Raw genomic sequence first — 15738 nt, 5'->3', positions numbered from 1 at the left:
ATAGAGAACCTGATTCTGGAGGAGAATTCTGTGAAAAAAAGCTTTGCAGTCATAGGACTTGGCCGGTTTGGCGGGAGTATTTGCCGGACACTTACAGAGGAAGGAATTGAAGTGTTGGCCATTGATAAAAATGAAGAAAGAGTGAATGAATATTCGATGATTGCTTCTCATGCCGCTGTAGGAGATACAACGGACGAAGCAGTTTTGAAAAGTTTAGGAATCCGCAATTTTGATCATGTAATTGTTGCCATTGGTGACGATATCCAATCAAGTATATTAACGACACTTATCTTAAAAGAGTTAGGTGTCCCCAATATAACTGTTAAGGCCCAAAATGATTACCATGAGAAGGTCCTCAGGAAAATTGGTGCGGACCAGGTTGTCCACCCTGAAAGGGATATGGGACGTCGGATTGCTAACAATTTAGCATCTAATAATGTCCTTGATTATCTTGAATTATCTGATGATCATAGTATTGTTGAAATTGTTGCCAATGGAAAGATCGCTGAGCATACGATTATGGATTTAGATATTCGCAAAAAATATGGCCTTAATATCGTTGCAATAAAAAGAGGCGAAGAGCTGATTGTTTCCCCGCAGGCTAAAGAAACACTTCGTGTGAATGATGTATTAGTTGTAATTGGAAGCGATGTAGACATAGACCGATTTGGGAAAAAGGCCATGGCATAAAATAGGCACCTTAAAAAACGGAAATGCCCTAAGTATTTCCGTTCAGATTGTCGAGAAAGGATATTTTTCTCGGCAATTTTTTATTATGTCAGAATGTACCATTTTTTCATTTGATATTCGCACCTGCTAACGGGCTTGTTGATTTCCGCTCCGGGTGCTTCGCTCCAATCAACGGGGAGAATCAACCTGATGAATTACCAAACACTTTTTCTAGCCTGTCTAAGAGTGACAATTTTTTTATATTTTGGCAGGCAGCAGTAGGAGAGCCTGCTCACTTACATTCTACAATCACCGTAACTGGAAGTAGCGTAGCCAAAGCAATTTTTTGAGTCTGTGAAGCTTCGCTCAACTTTTTCCTTTCTGAAATTAAAAAGAATTTTACCCGTTTTAGTTATGAGATTTAACCTAACCTTTTCTATGCGCTTTTCCCATATATGCCTTGTTACGACTTTTACTATTTAAAGGAAAACTCCAATAAACATAAGTTTACAAAAAGTTTCATCCTACTACCGACCTATTCTCTAAATGGAAATTTATATAAGATAAAGAACGAGATTAATACATTTGTCCTAATCAAGAATTAACATATAGAACAACACCCCGGTAAGGGTAAAGCGAATACAAATTTAATACGAAGAAGTGTGGAAATTCCCCATTACTATCCCACGCGCTTGAAGGATAAGAGTATAGTCCGTAAATAGAACCATCCCAACTATTTTGTAATTCATTGCTAGGAGAACAATTTCCGAAAATTTCCTAAAAATATCGATTTCTTTAAAAATGTGTCGATGATTCCACTAATCGTCGAAGGGTGAGGAACTGAATCATTGAATTTTAGACCTAAAAACTAACTTTAGACAATGATCATCTTAGTTTAAAGGAATGTCTTTATTGAACACTACAAAGTTGATTGGAGTGGAAGGCGCGAAGACTCCTGTGGGAGTACGGGATAGGGGAGACCCCGCAGGAGCGAAGCGACGAGGAGGCTCCCCAGCACGCCCACGGAAAGCGAAGCGCCTGGAATGGAAATCAACGGACCTGTTGAAAAGAATATATAATAATGTTGTATCAGAGTAGTGCGGTGAATTGTTAAAGAAGGAGAATAAATTAAAAGGCTATCGAATGTTTCGATAGCCTGAACGGAAACGCCTAACCGTTTCCGTTTTTAAACTTCCATAATGATTGGTAAAATCATTGGTCTCCGTTTTGTTTTTTCATAAAGGAATGGTGCGAGTGTGTCTGTTATTTCATTTTTTATTTCTGACCATTGAGTCGTTTTTCTTTCCATTACCTTATTGATATGTTTAGTAATTAAGTTTTGAGCATCATTAATTAAATCACCGGATTCTCTCATATAGACAAATCCTCTTGAAATTAAATCAGGACCAGAGGCAATTTTGAAATCCTTCATATTGATGCTGACTACGACAACCACTAAGCCTTCCTCTGAAAGAATTCTTCGGTCTCTTAGTACGATATTTCCAATATCACCAATACCGCTTCCGTCAATATAAACTGAACCGGAAGGAATTTTACCTGCTACTTGTGCCGTATTTTCTGAAAGAGCCAAAACCTCACCATTATCCATGATAAAACAGTTTTCTTCCTGTACCCCACAGTCAACGGCAAGTTTGGCATGCATTCTCTGCATCCGGTATTCTCCGTGAATTGGCATAAAAAACTTCGGCTTTATAAGACGGAGCATCAACTTTTGTTCTTCCTGTCCGCCATGCCCTGAAGTATGAATATTACTTAATTTTCCATGGATAACATCGGCTCCTGCTCTAAAGAGAAGGTTGATTGTTCGGCTGACGCTTATTGTATTACCAGGGATTGGCGAGGAAGAAAAGACTACTGTATCTCCCGGTATAATTTGAATTTGTCGATGTGTACCATTCGCAATTCTTGAAAGTGCTGCCATTGGTTCTCCCTGGCTTCCTGTGCAAAGAATGGTTACCTTATCTGCAGGAAGTCGGTTAATCTGATTGGATTCAATAAACGTTTCTTTTGGAGCAAGTATATATCCCAATTCAAGACCGATATTGATGGCAGCTTCCATACTTCTTCCAAATACAGCGATTTTTCGTCCATTTGTTACTGCTGCTTCTACTACTTGCTGTAGGCGGTGGATGTTTGAAGCAAAGGTTGCAAAAATGATTCGGCCATCAACTTTTCGGAAAATATCATGTATGCTCTCGCCAACACGGCGTTCCGACATCGTAAATTCAGGAATTTCACTGTTTGTACTATCAGAGAGTAAACATAAAACTCCCTCTTTTCCAATTTCGGCCATTTTGGTTAAATTAGCTGGTTCACCGACAGGGGTGAAATCAAATTTAAAATCACCTGTGTGGACAATTTGACCTGGAGGGGTTTTTACGACGATTCCATAGGAATCAGGTATACTATGTGTGGTGCGGAAAAAAGTAACAGATGTTTTACGGAACTTAATCACATCATCTTCTTTGATTTCAATCAGTTTAGCATTTCTTAGAAGACCATGTTCTTCTAGTTTATTTTTGATTAACCCAAGAGCAAGTTTACCACCGTAAATAGGAATATTGATTTCCCTAAGCAAATAAGGAATTCCACCAATATGGTCCTCATGTCCGTGTGTAACAAACAGCCCTTTTATTTTTTCTTCGTTTTTTACTAGGTAAGTGTAATCAGGAATTACATAATCAATTCCTAAAAGCTCGTCTTCTGGGAATTTTATACCAGCATCAATTAGGATGATTTCATCCTGAAATTGAACAGCATATGTGTTCTTACCGATTTCACCCAGTCCTCCCAGGGCAAAAACAGCAGTTTGATCATTTTTTACAAATTTCATAAATTATCAAATCTCCAATACTTTGTAATCTTCATTTTGTTGTTCATACTCTAAAAACGCACCTGAAACTGCTTGTACAAATTCAATGTTATAGCCGCGGTCTGCAAGCTTTTTCCGAACATCTCTTTCTGATTCTCCCTCCATATAAAGGGTTTTTGTGTTCTCTCTCACTGGTACCTGTTTAATGCTTTCTTGATAATATACTTTATATATCATGACAATATCGCTCCTTAATCGATCATACCTATTTCTATTATATAAAATTTTTACATCTTTTTCATGTGTTTTATTATATTTGACAAATAAACCAAGACATGGACGTTTAGTGAAAAGTATGTAAAAGCATCACTGCTTATCAATTTACAATAAGGAAGGAGCCCTTCGCAAGTATGAAGGGCTCAAAATTTCAGGCAATCGATTTTTTTCGTAGTAAATCTTTCCACTGTTTTAAGAGCTTCTTTCTTAGCTTCTTTAACATAGTGGATCATCTCCTTAACTTTATTTTAAACGATCCTTGTCCAATGTAAAGCAAGCCATGACAGATTAATGAAGATTTTTTTCAGATAAAAGTTTTTTGCTATTATTATATGGTGATTTTGCTAATTCTTTCATGGATAATCATGGAATTCAATTAATTGTTAACGAATTGACAATTTTTTTAGGAAGGGTTAGTGTTTTTATAGAAAAATATTATACGCAGCTTTTGAAGGAGTTTATTATGAAGAAGATTGTTTTTTTCGACATAGACGGTACATTATTGGATCATGAAAAAAAACTGCCTACGAGCACAAAAAAGGCTATCCAGCTTTTAAAGGATAGTGGTGTTTATGTCGCAATTGCGACCGGTAGGGCCCCGTTTATGTTTGAAAGTATACGCAAGGAACTTGGCATCGATTCATATGTTAGCTATAACGGTCAATTGGTTGTCTTTGAGGGGGAGGTAATCTATGAGAACCCCCTTAATCAAACTGAGCTTGAAAAACTATTGATTGAAACGGAGCAGAATGGACACCCTTTAATAGTAATGAATGAACAAACGATGAAGGCAACCGTTAAACAACATCCCTTTATCGACATTAGTCTGGGTACATTGAATTTTTCCCATCCTGAGCAGGATGCTACTTTTTATAAAAATAGGAAGATTTATCAATCCTTGCTTTTCTGTGAAGATAAAGAGGAATTAGTGTATTTTAATCACTATCCAAAGTTTAACTTTATTAGATGGCATGATTATTCTGTCGATGTTTTACCTAAAGGGGGTTCCAAAGCGGAAGGCATCAAAAAAATGATTGAGCGTCTGGGATTTGAATTAAAGGATGTCTATGCTTTTGGAGACGGTTTAAATGATTTGGAAATGTTAAAGGCAGTCGGTACCAGTGTTGCGATGGGTAATGGGGTCCCAGAGGCGAAAGAACATGCAGATTATATTACAACAGATGTCGCTGAAAATGGAATTTGGAATGGTTTAAAGGAATTACAGTTAATATAATAAAAGGCTGTGTTGATTTTTAACAAAGTTGATTGGAGTGTAAGGTGCGAAGACTCCTGTGGGAGTATGGGGTAGGGGAGACCCCGCAGGAGCAAAGCGACGAGGAGGCTCCACAGACCGCCCACGAACCGCTTGCTTCTGGAGCGTAAATCAACAACTAAGTTTATGAAAGTCTTAAAAAAAACTGCCGGCTCCTTAAGGAACGGCAGTTTTTTTATCTTTCAATGACGATTGCCCCTTCAATCGGTTTGAAAGGGTCTTCTTTATTAATATAATCATAAAACATAATCCCATTTAGATGATCAATTTCATGTTGGAAACAGATGGCCGGAAGCCCTTTTAGACGAAGTTTTACCTCTTCTCCATTCTCGTTGATGCCTTTTATCGTTACTCTTGCGTGCCTTGGTACAAAGCCTGGTATAGCTTCATCGACTGAGAGGCAGCCTTCACCTGATTGCAGATACGATTTTTCAACTGAGTGACTAACAATTTTTGGATTGAAAAGTGCGTAACTATATGCGGCTTTTTCGTCCTGTATATGAACAGCAATCATTCGTTTTGAAACATTGATTTGCGGAGCTGCTAAACCGATACCCGGTCTTAATTTGTATTTTTCAGCAATCTCAGGGTTTTGACTGTTTTTAACATATTCTAAAAGCTCTTGTAAGATCCGTTTGTCTTCATCAGAGGCGGGGAGGGGAACTTCCGCTGCTATTTTTCTGAGAGTTGGATGACCATCGCGTATGATATCTTCCATTGTAATCATGTGCTGTCTCACTCCTGTTTTCTGTTATAATAATGAATAAGATTAGTCTATCAAACAAAATTAAAAAAGTTAACCACTTTGTGATGTATCTAGATGGTTCTTAGATAAGGGGGATACACTTGCCTTTTGTGATCAAAAGACGTTTATGGCTTTCTATTATTACTACTGTGGTGATTTTATCCGGTTGTTTCAATCAAAAAACACCCGTTGAAAAAATCTATGATATTTTAGAAAAGGTTGTGGAGAAAGAAAAGGGATTTGAAAATCAGCAGGAACCGCTCGTAGCATTAGAAAAAAAAGAAAAAGCTACATATGAAAAAATTCTTGACCTTGGAATGAAACAGCATGATAAAGTTGTAAAGTTGGCTGATGCGGCTTTAGCAATGGCTGACAAGAGAGAGCAATATATGAACGAAGAAACCAAAAGTATCTTGGAGTCCAAAGAGACATTCCAAAAAATTAAGCAATATACAAATGATTTAAAGAATCCTAAACTAAAAAAAGCTTTGGAACATCTTTATCAGATTATGATCAATAGATATTCCGCCCACGATGAACTGAATAAGGAATATCTTAATGCCTTAAAACTTGATAAACAATTGTATGGATTGTTAAAAAATAAAAATTTATCCTTTGAGGACTTAGAGGCAAAAGTGAATAAGGTGAATGAATCCTATCAAAAAGTCTATGCGGCAAATAAAAAGTTTAATGAACTTACAAAGGAATACAATGATCAAAAGCTTGCATTTTATAAAATGTCAGGGTTGAAAATAAATGAATAATATTTAATTTTCTAATAAACCGGCTGAAAGAGCCGGTTTTTCTTTGTTATAACAGAACAGAAATTTGTTTGATTTTATATAACAGATTGTTTGTTTTAAATAATACAGCTGTGTTTAAGATGTCTCCTATTGTTAATGTAGAAATGATGAAAAATTATGAGATTTAGTATTTGACGCGTTTAAAAAGTTGATGTAAACTCGGATATGTAGATAATAATTGTATCAATAAAATAAACAAAAATACTGATACAGAATATGATGGGATGGAGAGATAAATTTCCATTCAATATTTTTTGTCTTTTAGGGTTTTTGGGTAACCTACAAAGGTGGAATGATTAATTTATACTTATGTTTTTTTGAAAAGAAAGGATGAGGTGACCTAAATGGCTTCTAAACTTAAGAACGCCCAGCTCGATGCGAAAAAGTCGCTCGAAATCGTCGAAGAACAGTTTCAAACATTTCAAATATTAAATGAAGAAGGCGAAGTCGTTAACGAAGCGGCAATGCCGGATTTAACAGATGCTCAACTTCAAGAATTAATGCGCAGAATGGTATACACACGTATTCTTGACCAACGTTCAATTTCTTTAAACCGTCAAGGAAGACTTGGATTCTATGCTCCAACTGCCGGACAGGAAGCATCACAATTAGCATCCCAATTTGCTTTGGAAAAAGAGGATTTTATTTTACCTGGATATCGCGATGTACCACAAATCATTTGGCACGGGTTACCACTTTATCAAGCATTCTTGTTCTCACGCGGACACTTCCAAGGAAATCAAATTCCTGAAGGTGTAAACGTTTTATCACCACAAATCATTATTGGTGCGCAATACGTTCAAACTGCAGGTGTAGCGCTTGGACTGAAAAAGAATGGCAATAAAGCTGTTGCTATCACGTACACAGGTGATGGCGGAGCATCACAAGGGGATTTCTACGAAGGAATTAACTTTGCAGGGGCATTAAAAGCGCCGGCAATTTTCATCGTTCAAAATAACCGTTTTGCAATTTCGACACCTGTAGAAAAACAATCAGCAGCGAAAACCGTTGCTCAAAAAGCTGTTGCTGCAGGAATTCCTGGAATCCAGGTTGATGGTATGGACCCATTAGCTGTTTATGCGGCAGTTCACGATGCACGTGAGCGGGCGATCAATGGCGAAGGACCAACCTTAATTGAAACACTTACGTATCGTTATGGCCCACACACAATGGCGGGAGACGATCCAACTCGTTACCGTACGGCTGAACTTGATAACGAATGGGAAAAGAAAGACCCACTTGTTAGATTCCGTAAGTTCTTAGAAAACAAAGGTTTATGGAGCGAAGAAAAAGAAAACGAAGTAATTGAACAAGCAAAAGAAGACATTAAAGAAGCAATCAAAAAAGCAGATGCGGCTCCGAAGCAAAAAGTGACTGATTTAATGTCGATTATGTTTGAAGAAATGCCTTCTAACTTAAAAGAACAATATGAAATTTATAAAGCAAAGGAGTCGAAGTAAGTCATGGCTCAAATGACAATGATTCAAGCGATTACTGATGCATTGCGTATTGAATTGCGTAATGATCCAAAAACATTAATATTTGGAGAAGATGTTGGCGTGAATGGCGGGGTTTTCCGTGCCACTGAAGGGCTCCATAAAGAATTTGGCGAAGAGCGTGTTTTTGATACACCATTAGCAGAATCAGGGATTGGTGGTTTATCTATCGGTCTTGCATTAACAGGATACCGTCCAATTCCGGAAATTCAATTCTTTGGATTCGTTTTTGAGGTAATGGATTCTATCGCAGGTCAAATGTCTCGTATGCGCTACCGTTCTGGAGGACGCTATAATATGCCAATTACAGTTCGTTCACCATTTGGCGGCGGCGTTCACACTCCTGAGCTTCACTCAGACAGTTTAGAAGGATTAATGGCACAGACCCCTGGATTAAAAGTTGTCGTTCCATCAACACCATATGATGCAAAGGGATTGTTAATCTCAGCTATTCGTGATAATGATCCAGTTGTATTCTTAGAGCATTTAAAATTATACCGTGCATTCCGTCAAGAAGTACCTGAAGAGGAATACACGATTCCACTAGGAAAAGCCGATGTGAAACGTGAGGGAACAGACCTTTCTATCTTTACTTACGGTGCAATGGTTCACGAATCATTAAAAGCTGCTGAAGAATTAGAAAAAGAAGGCCATTCAGTCGAGGTTGTCGATTTACGTACAATTAGTCCGCTTGATATTGAAACAATCATTGCATCTGTTGAAAAAACGGGCCGAGCAATTGTTGTTCAAGAAGCACAAAAACAAGCGGGTGTTGCAGCGACAGTAGTAGCTGAAATTAATGACCGTGCGATTTTAAGCTTGGAAGCACCAGTATTACGTGTAACAGCGGCTGATACTGTTTATCCTTTCTCCCAAGCAGAATCTGTATGGCTTCCTAACTATAAAGATGTGATTGAAACGGCTAAAAAGGTATTGACGTTCTAATATAATCGAAAAAAAGTCTGCTCTATTTCCCGCATAATGTTTGAATACACCTGCGAAAATAGAGGAAGTATAGGAGGATGAATTACAGTGTCATTTCAATTTAAAATGCCTGACATTGGTGAAGGTATTCACGAAGGTGAAATTGTCAAATGGTTCATAAAACCAGGGGACAAGGTTCAAGAAGATGATGTACTTTGCGAAGTGCAAAATGATAAAGCAGTAGTTGAAATTCCTTCTCCAGTAGAAGGTACTGTAATTGATGTTTTAATTGGTGAAGGCACTGTTGCAACAGTTGGACAGGTTCTTGTTACATTTGATGCACCAGGATATGAAGACTTGCAATTTAAAGGCGATCACGGTGATGATGAACCAAAACAAGAAGCAGCACCAGCAGCACCAGCACCTGAAACAAAGCAAGAAGCAGCACCAGCAGCACAGGCAGCAGTTACAGCAGCTGCTGTAACACAACCTCAAGCTGATGTAGATCCAAATCGCCGAATCATTGCAATGCCATCTGTACGCAAATATGCACGTGAAAAAGGTATTGAAATTGCTCATGTTGCTGGTTCTGGTAAAAATGGCCGGATCATGAAGGCTGATATTGACGCATTCTTAAGCGGTGGTGCACCAGCAGTACCAGTTGAAACTGCTGCTGTATCCGAGGAAGTAAATGTTGAAGTTCCAAAAGCAGCACCAATTCCACAAGGTGAATATCCTGAAACACGTGAAAAAATGAGCGGTATCCGTAAAGCAATTGCGAAGGCAATGGTTAATTCTAAGCATACTGCTCCACATGTTACCTTAATGGATGAAATTGATGTAACGAAACTTGTTGCTCACCGTAAAAAATTCAAGGAAGTAGCTGCAGCGAAAGGTATCAAGTTAACTTTCCTACCTTATATCGTAAAAGCATTAACAAGTGCTTTGAGAGAGTTCCCAGCATTAAATACTTCTTTAGATGATGCAACAAGTGAGATTATTCATAAACATTACTATAATATCGGTATTGCAGCTGATACAGAAAAAGGTTTATTAGTACCAGTTGTTAAGGATGCAGACCGTAAATCCGTGTTTAACATTTCAAATGAAATCAACGAATTGGCAACAAAAGCACGGGATGGAAAGTTAGCTCCAAATGAAATGAAAGGTGCATCTTGCACGATTTCTAATATTGGTTCAGCTGGCGGTCAATGGTTTACTCCTGTTATTAATCACCCTGAAGTAGCGATTTTAGGGGTAGGTCGAATTGCGGAGAAACCAATCGTAAGAGATGGTGAAATTGTTGCTGCACCAGTACTAGCTCTTTCATTAAGCTTTGACCACCGTATGATTGATGGTGCTACAGCACAAAACGCAATGAATCATATTAAGCGATTATTGAACGATCCTGAACTATTGCTAATGGAGGCGTAAAAAAATGGTAGTAGGAGATTTCCCAATTGAAACAGATACTATAGTCATCGGTGCAGGCCCTGGTGGATACGTTGCTGCTATTCGTGCTGCACAGCTTGGACAAAAAGTAACGATTGTAGAAAAGGAATATGTGGGTGGAGTATGTTTAAATGTCGGCTGTATTCCATCTAAAGCGTTAATCGCTGCAGGTCACCGCTATGAAACAGCTATGCATTCCGATCAATTTGGAATTACAGCAGAAAATGTAAAGGTTGACTTTTCAAAAGTTCAAGAGTTTAAAGGCAGTATTGTAAATAAATTAACAGGCGGCGTTGAAGGGTTATTAAAGGGAAATAAAGTAAACATCGCTCGTGGTGAAGCGTATTTTGTCGATGCCAATACACTTCGTGTGATGGATGAAACTTCAGCCCAAACATATACCTTTAAAAATGCAATTATTGCAACTGGTTCTCGCCCTATTGAGCTACCTGCATTTAAGTACTCAAAACGTGTTTTGAACTCTACAGGCGCACTTAATTTAAATGAAATTCCTGAAAAAATCGTTGTTATTGGCGGCGGGGTAATCGGTATTGAACTTGGCGGTGCTTACGCTAACTTTGGCAGCCAGGTAACGATTTTAGAAGGTGCCGATGAAATTTTAGGTATGGGTGTTTTTGATAAGCAAATGGCAGCCCTTGTTAAGCGTAATATGAAGAAAAAAGGTGCAGAATTCTATACAAAAGCATTTGCTAAGGGTGTAGAAGAAACCGAAAATGGCGTTGTTGTAACGTTTGAAACAAAAGGTGAAGAGAAGAAAATTGAAGCTGATTACTGTTTTGTAATGGTTGGACGTCGTCCAAATACAGATGAGATGGGCTTAGAGCAAGTCGGTGTTAAATTAAGCGAGCGCGGATTAATTGAAATTGATCAGCAATGCCGTACCAATATTAGTAATATTTACGCGATTGGTGATGTGGTTGCAGGCCCTCAATTAGCACATAAAGCATCATATGAAGCAAAAATTGCTGCTGAAGCGATTGCTGGTCATTCTTCTGAAATTGATTACCTAGGTATTCCTGCTGTTGTCTTCTCAGAGCCTGAGCTTGCATCAGTTGGTTATACTGAAGATCAAGCGAAAAAAGAAGGAATTGAAGTGATTGCAGCGAAGTTCCCATTTGCGGCAAATGGTCGTGCGCTTTCACTTGACAGTGCAGATGGATTCTTAAAATTAATCACTCGTAAAGAAGATGGTCTTGTAATTGGAGCTCAAATTGCCGGTGCTAGTGCATCAGATATGATTGCAGAACTTGGTCTTGCTATTGAAGCTGGTATGACAGCAGAAGACCTTGCAATGACTATTCATGCACATCCAACCCTTGGGGAAATAACAATGGAAGCGGCCGAAGTAGCTTTAGGAAGCCCAATCCATATTATTAAATAACACTGAATGGTTCTTTCCAAGAGGAAAGAACCATTTTTTTTAAGAAAGAGCTTTTCTCGAAAATAACTATATTTTTTTTACATATACTATAATATTCATGGTTTTAGATGAAGTTTGTGTGGTGATAATTTTGAGGGTTTATGTTGTGATGCTGCTGCAATTTATTATTTGGAGCGGTTATACTTTGATTGAGTGGTTATCAAAGCATGATCAATTAGTATATAAAGTCATTATGTTTTTTGTCTTTTTTTATTTGGCCTATTTGATTGGTAACGGTATAACGAAATCCTCAAGAAAAACATTATTTCTCACCGCTTTAAGCCTTGTGATCTACACCTCAATACATTACACACTAGAGCTCTATACCCACTAAAAAACTCCCTTTTTAGGGAGTTTTAGATTGTCGAGAAAAGATTATTTTTCTCGACATTTTTTTGCATATCAAAATATCAATTTATTGATAGTACCTGCAAAGGGCCTGATGATTTCCGCTCCAATCATCAGGGGGGCAAATAAATTATTTATTTCCTCAAATATTCGCCAGTCTCTACCTCTACTTTCTCGAAGATCTCAATAAAATTAGCTTTAAAAAATAAGCAAATTAGTTGGGAGGCCAATATCTTAACTATAATAAGGACGAACTTTTTCAAGAAGAAAGGAAAAATTAATATATTTGTAAATCAAGCTTAGAAGGTGATATCTTGAACTAATTCATTAATTGAAACAAAATCAGATTTTCTTTGGTTAAACACTTTTGATTTAAATATTGAATTCACCATTTTTTTAAAATAGTTAATGAGTTGAAATTTTATTAAATGCACGTGTTGATTGGAGCGGAAGGCACGAAGACTCCTGCGGGAGTATGGGGCAGGGGAGACCCCGGAAGCGCCAAAGCGCTGAGGAGGCTCCCCGGCACGCCCGCGGTAAGCGAAGTGCCTGGAGCGGAAATCAACAGACTTTTTACACAGACCAACCTATATGTATTATAATTATAAGTAATTAACGCGGTTAATTACTAAAGAGGGTGAATAAAATAAAGGCTATCGAAAGATTCGACAGCCAGGAACTCCCTTTTAGGAGTTTTTTAATTATTTTCTTGGATAATAATACATGACTCTTTCATTGAAAAGATGCAGTTCTCCTTGCATTTTTTTTGCAAGAAATTTACAAAATTCATTGGCTTTCCCTTTATCCCCATATGTGGATTGCTCTGGCAGGGTTACTTGAATGTAATGCTGCTCTCTTTCTTCGCCGTTCTCATCGCGAATTGCTTCTGTGTCAACACCAATTAAAATAGCAAAATACTTTTCATGGTCGGAATGTAAATAAAACCATTTTCCTTTTCCTTCTTCCTTTTCCTTTACTTCATAAGGAAAGGCAGCGTTTCCAAATTGCCAATCAACTTGATTCCCTGTTTTTGAGGTAATATCTTTATAATAATAAAAAAGTTCTTTTACTTCATCAATTGTAACTTGTTGTTTTGCAGATGCAGGCACTAGCTTGATGTATGCATTTTTCGCCAACATCATTCCCCCCTAACACTCCAATTATATCCCTTTCTATTTTAGCATTGAATAAAATCCAATGACAACCGTTACAAAAATAAGTTTCTTGTAATTTTAGTGAAAATAAATTACAATAATATTCTAAATATTTAAAGAATGGAGGAGTCCAATGGAATTATTTGAAAAGTTATATGATGAGCAGGAAAATGTAAAGGTGAGGTTTGTCGGTTTTACGACTGAACATACCCGCTATGACTTTGGAATCGTTTTTACGAATATGTTTTTTGGAAAACCTCTGGTAGTCTGCATGCAGACCGGCCGTTCTACCCTCCTCGACCCTAAAGACATCGAAGATATTGACCACTTGCAATCCGTTTTCCGAATTACCGACCGACAACAAGCAGCCGATCTAGCTGAATTTTTCAGCGTAACCATTCCTTCCGTTCATTCTTATACTCAGTATGAATAATGGGACAAAAAGGGTCCAGTATGGACCCTTTTTGTTTACATAAAAATTAAATGTGACATACAATTTAGGCTTGAAAAATTAAATGTGATATATTATTATTATCTCAAGGATGTTTTAACCGCTTACATTTCATATAAAGGGGATAGAAAAGATGGGTACAATCGTATGCCAAGCTTGCAATTCTACTATTGATCATTTTGAAGACGAAAAAGTTACAGTTTTATATTCTTCAAAATGCACTTGCTGTAACGAACACCATTCAAAAGAAGAAAAATAATTTATGTATAAAATAAAATAGGATTCCAAAGTGGAATCCTATTTTTTTATTTAATTGCCTTGTATTCCTTTATAACTCTAATTGTTTTTAATTCATCATCTTCAGGCCCCTGAACAGGAAGTCCTGCTTCGATGTTTTTCTGGGTATAGAGCAGGTTTTCCTTTGTAATAATCTCACCTGGGATAAAAATCGGAATTCCTGGCGGATAAACCATCACAAACTCTGCAATAATACGGCCTTCAGATTGTTCAAAAGGAATTACTTCCGTTTCTGAATAAAAAGCATCTCTAGGTGTTAAAGCAAGTAAAGGGATATCTGGAAGTAATACTTGAACTGGTTCGATTTTTTCTGCACGATCCTTAAATTCCTCAGATAGATCTTTCAAGGCATTTACTAAAATGTCAGCCTCATTATCAGTATCACCGAACGTAATAATACAAAGAATGTTATATAGATCAGATAATTCTACCTCTATATTATGCTTTTCTCTTAGCCATTTTTCTACTTCATACCCTGTTAACCCTAAATCTTTAACCGAAATAATTAGCTTTGTCGGGTCGTAATCGAACGTAGCTTTCGAACCTAAAATTTCCTCTCCAATACAATGAATGTGCTCAATCTCATTAATTCTTTTACGAATGGATTGTGCCAATTGAATTGATTTTTCTATGAGGTCCTTCCCTTTGGTAACCAACTGTTTACGAGCAACATCTAGAGACGCAAGTAATAAATAAGATGTGGAAGTCGTTGTCATCATACTGAGTATCGATTGAACATGTTTAGCAGATACAAGTCCTTCCTTGACATTTAAGATGGAGCTTTGGGTCATTGAACCTCCAAGTTTATGGACACTTGTTGCAGCCATATCAGCTCCAGCCTGCATAGCAGAGAGGGGAAGTTCATCGTGAAAATGGATATGCACACCATGTGCCTCATCGACCAGAACGGGTACGTTATAAGAATGAGCAACTTCAACTATTTTTTTCAAGTCCGCTGAAATGCCGAAATAGGTTGGATTGATGACTAGAACTCCCTTTGCATCCGGGTGCTGCTTTAATGCTCGTTCCACTGCATCCGTTGTAATTCCATGAGAGATCCCTAATTCCTCGTCGATTTCGGGATGAATAAATACAGGGATAGCACCAGAAAATACAATGGCTGACATAACCGATTTATGAACGTTTCTAGGAACAATGATTTTGTCTTCCGGACCGCAAACAGCCATTACCATAGCCATAATCGCTCCGCTTGTTCCTTGGACCGAGAAGAAGGTCCGATCGGCACCAAATGCTTCGGCAGCAAGGTCTTGAGCCTGTTTAATCATGCCCTTTGGTGCGTGCAGATCATCGAGTGGTCCGATATTAATTAAATCAATCGAAAGAGCATTTTCACCAATGAAATTTCGAAAGTCCGGATCCATACCAGCACCTTTTTTATGGCCCGGGATATGGAATTGAACAGGATTCCTTTTTGCATGTGCTAATAAACCGCTGAAAAGCGGTGTTTGATTTTGCGACAATTTAGTACCACACCTCTTTATTTCAAATACTTATATTTTCATTTGAATAAAAATACATAAAACATATGAATTATAGCACTATTCGTTCCCCTTGC

The 15738-nt window shown here is 37.7% G+C and carries 14 protein-coding genes; 9 read left to right on the top strand and 5 right to left on the bottom strand.

The features are described from left to right. Window positions 1-30 precede the first annotated feature (30 nt). Window positions 31-690, top strand: a complete 660-nt coding sequence (locus E2K98_RS01735) for a potassium channel family protein (RefSeq protein WP_133332581.1) — start codon at window positions 31-33, stop codon at window positions 688-690. A gap of 1165 nt (window positions 691-1855) precedes the next feature. Here E2K98_RS01735 and rnjA read toward each other — a convergent pair. Beyond that, the gene (rnjA, locus tag E2K98_RS01730) at window positions 1856-3523 is read right to left on the bottom strand and encodes a ribonuclease J1 (RefSeq protein ID WP_133332580.1); all 1668 of its coding nucleotides are present in this window, start codon (window positions 3521-3523) and stop codon (window positions 1856-1858) included. A 6-nt stretch (window positions 3524-3529) separates the two neighbouring features. Further along, a complete protein-coding gene (locus E2K98_RS01725) occupies window positions 3530-3739 on the bottom strand; it encodes a DNA-dependent RNA polymerase subunit epsilon (protein ID WP_133332579.1) in 210 nt (69 codons plus the stop codon). A gap of 502 nt (window positions 3740-4241) precedes the next feature. Between E2K98_RS01725 and E2K98_RS01720 the strand changes: the two genes are divergently transcribed. Continuing rightward, window positions 4242-5012, top strand: a complete 771-nt coding sequence (locus E2K98_RS01720; RefSeq protein ID WP_133332578.1) for a Cof-type HAD-IIB family hydrolase — start codon at window positions 4242-4244, stop codon at window positions 5010-5012. A 214-nt stretch (window positions 5013-5226) separates the two neighbouring features. On the opposite strand, the gene def is transcribed toward E2K98_RS01720, so the two are convergent. Then, window positions 5227-5778, bottom strand: coding sequence for a peptide deformylase (gene def / locus E2K98_RS01715; protein WP_133332577.1), 552 nt, complete (start codon window positions 5776-5778; stop codon window positions 5227-5229). A gap of 128 nt (window positions 5779-5906) precedes the next feature. On the opposite strand from def, the gene E2K98_RS01710 reads away from it, so the two are divergent. The 5 genes from E2K98_RS01710 (at window position 5907) to lpdA (ending at window position 11873) form a co-directional block, all read left to right on the top strand. Next, window positions 5907-6560 carry a YkyA family protein gene (locus E2K98_RS01710; RefSeq protein ID WP_133332769.1) on the top strand — a complete coding sequence of 218 codons (654 nt, stop codon included), beginning with the start codon at window positions 5907-5909 and terminating at the stop codon, window positions 6558-6560. Between the two features lie 383 nt (window positions 6561-6943). Next, complete coding sequence (gene pdhA / locus E2K98_RS01705; protein WP_133332576.1) at window positions 6944-8059, top strand: pyruvate dehydrogenase (acetyl-transferring) E1 component subunit alpha; 1116 nt, start codon at window positions 6944-6946, stop codon at window positions 8057-8059. Between the two features lie 3 nt (window positions 8060-8062). Continuing rightward, window positions 8063-9040 (top strand): alpha-ketoacid dehydrogenase subunit beta, encoded by a 978-nt coding sequence (locus E2K98_RS01700; RefSeq protein ID WP_026574728.1) that lies wholly within the window; start codon window positions 8063-8065, stop codon window positions 9038-9040. An 87-nt stretch (window positions 9041-9127) separates the two neighbouring features. Beyond that, complete coding sequence (locus tag E2K98_RS01695) at window positions 9128-10453, top strand: dihydrolipoamide acetyltransferase family protein (RefSeq protein ID WP_133332575.1); 1326 nt, start codon at window positions 9128-9130, stop codon at window positions 10451-10453. Window positions 10454-10457: 4 nt separating this feature from the next. Continuing rightward, window positions 10458-11873: a dihydrolipoyl dehydrogenase gene (gene lpdA / locus E2K98_RS01690; RefSeq protein ID WP_026574730.1), complete on the top strand. Its 1416-nt coding sequence runs from the start codon at window positions 10458-10460 to the stop codon at window positions 11871-11873. Window positions 11874-12961: 1088 nt separating this feature from the next. On the opposite strand, the gene E2K98_RS01675 is transcribed toward lpdA, so the two are convergent. Beyond that, window positions 12962-13396 carry a DUF1885 family protein gene (locus tag E2K98_RS01675; RefSeq protein WP_208025305.1) on the bottom strand — a complete coding sequence of 145 codons (435 nt, stop codon included), beginning with the start codon at window positions 13394-13396 and terminating at the stop codon, window positions 12962-12964. Between the two features lie 151 nt (window positions 13397-13547). Here E2K98_RS01675 and E2K98_RS01670 point away from each other — a divergent pair, with 151 nt between their 5' ends. Both E2K98_RS01670 and E2K98_RS01665 read left to right on the top strand, forming a co-directional pair. Further along, complete coding sequence (locus tag E2K98_RS01670; RefSeq protein WP_133332573.1) at window positions 13548-13847, top strand: DUF3055 domain-containing protein; 300 nt, start codon at window positions 13548-13550, stop codon at window positions 13845-13847. A 151-nt stretch (window positions 13848-13998) separates the two neighbouring features. Next, window positions 13999-14124 (top strand): GapA-binding peptide SR1P, encoded by a 126-nt coding sequence (locus E2K98_RS01665; protein WP_081810767.1) that lies wholly within the window; start codon window positions 13999-14001, stop codon window positions 14122-14124. A 46-nt stretch (window positions 14125-14170) separates the two neighbouring features. On the opposite strand, the gene E2K98_RS01660 is transcribed toward E2K98_RS01665, so the two are convergent. Further along, complete coding sequence (locus E2K98_RS01660; RefSeq protein ID WP_133332572.1) at window positions 14171-15643, bottom strand: aminotransferase class I/II-fold pyridoxal phosphate-dependent enzyme; 1473 nt, start codon at window positions 15641-15643, stop codon at window positions 14171-14173. Window positions 15644-15738: the final 95 nt, after the last annotated feature.

This window comes from Bacillus salipaludis (genome assembly GCF_004358205.1).
Note: the sequence above shows the minus strand (reverse complement) of the source record. Positions and strands in the feature narration are given on the sequence as shown.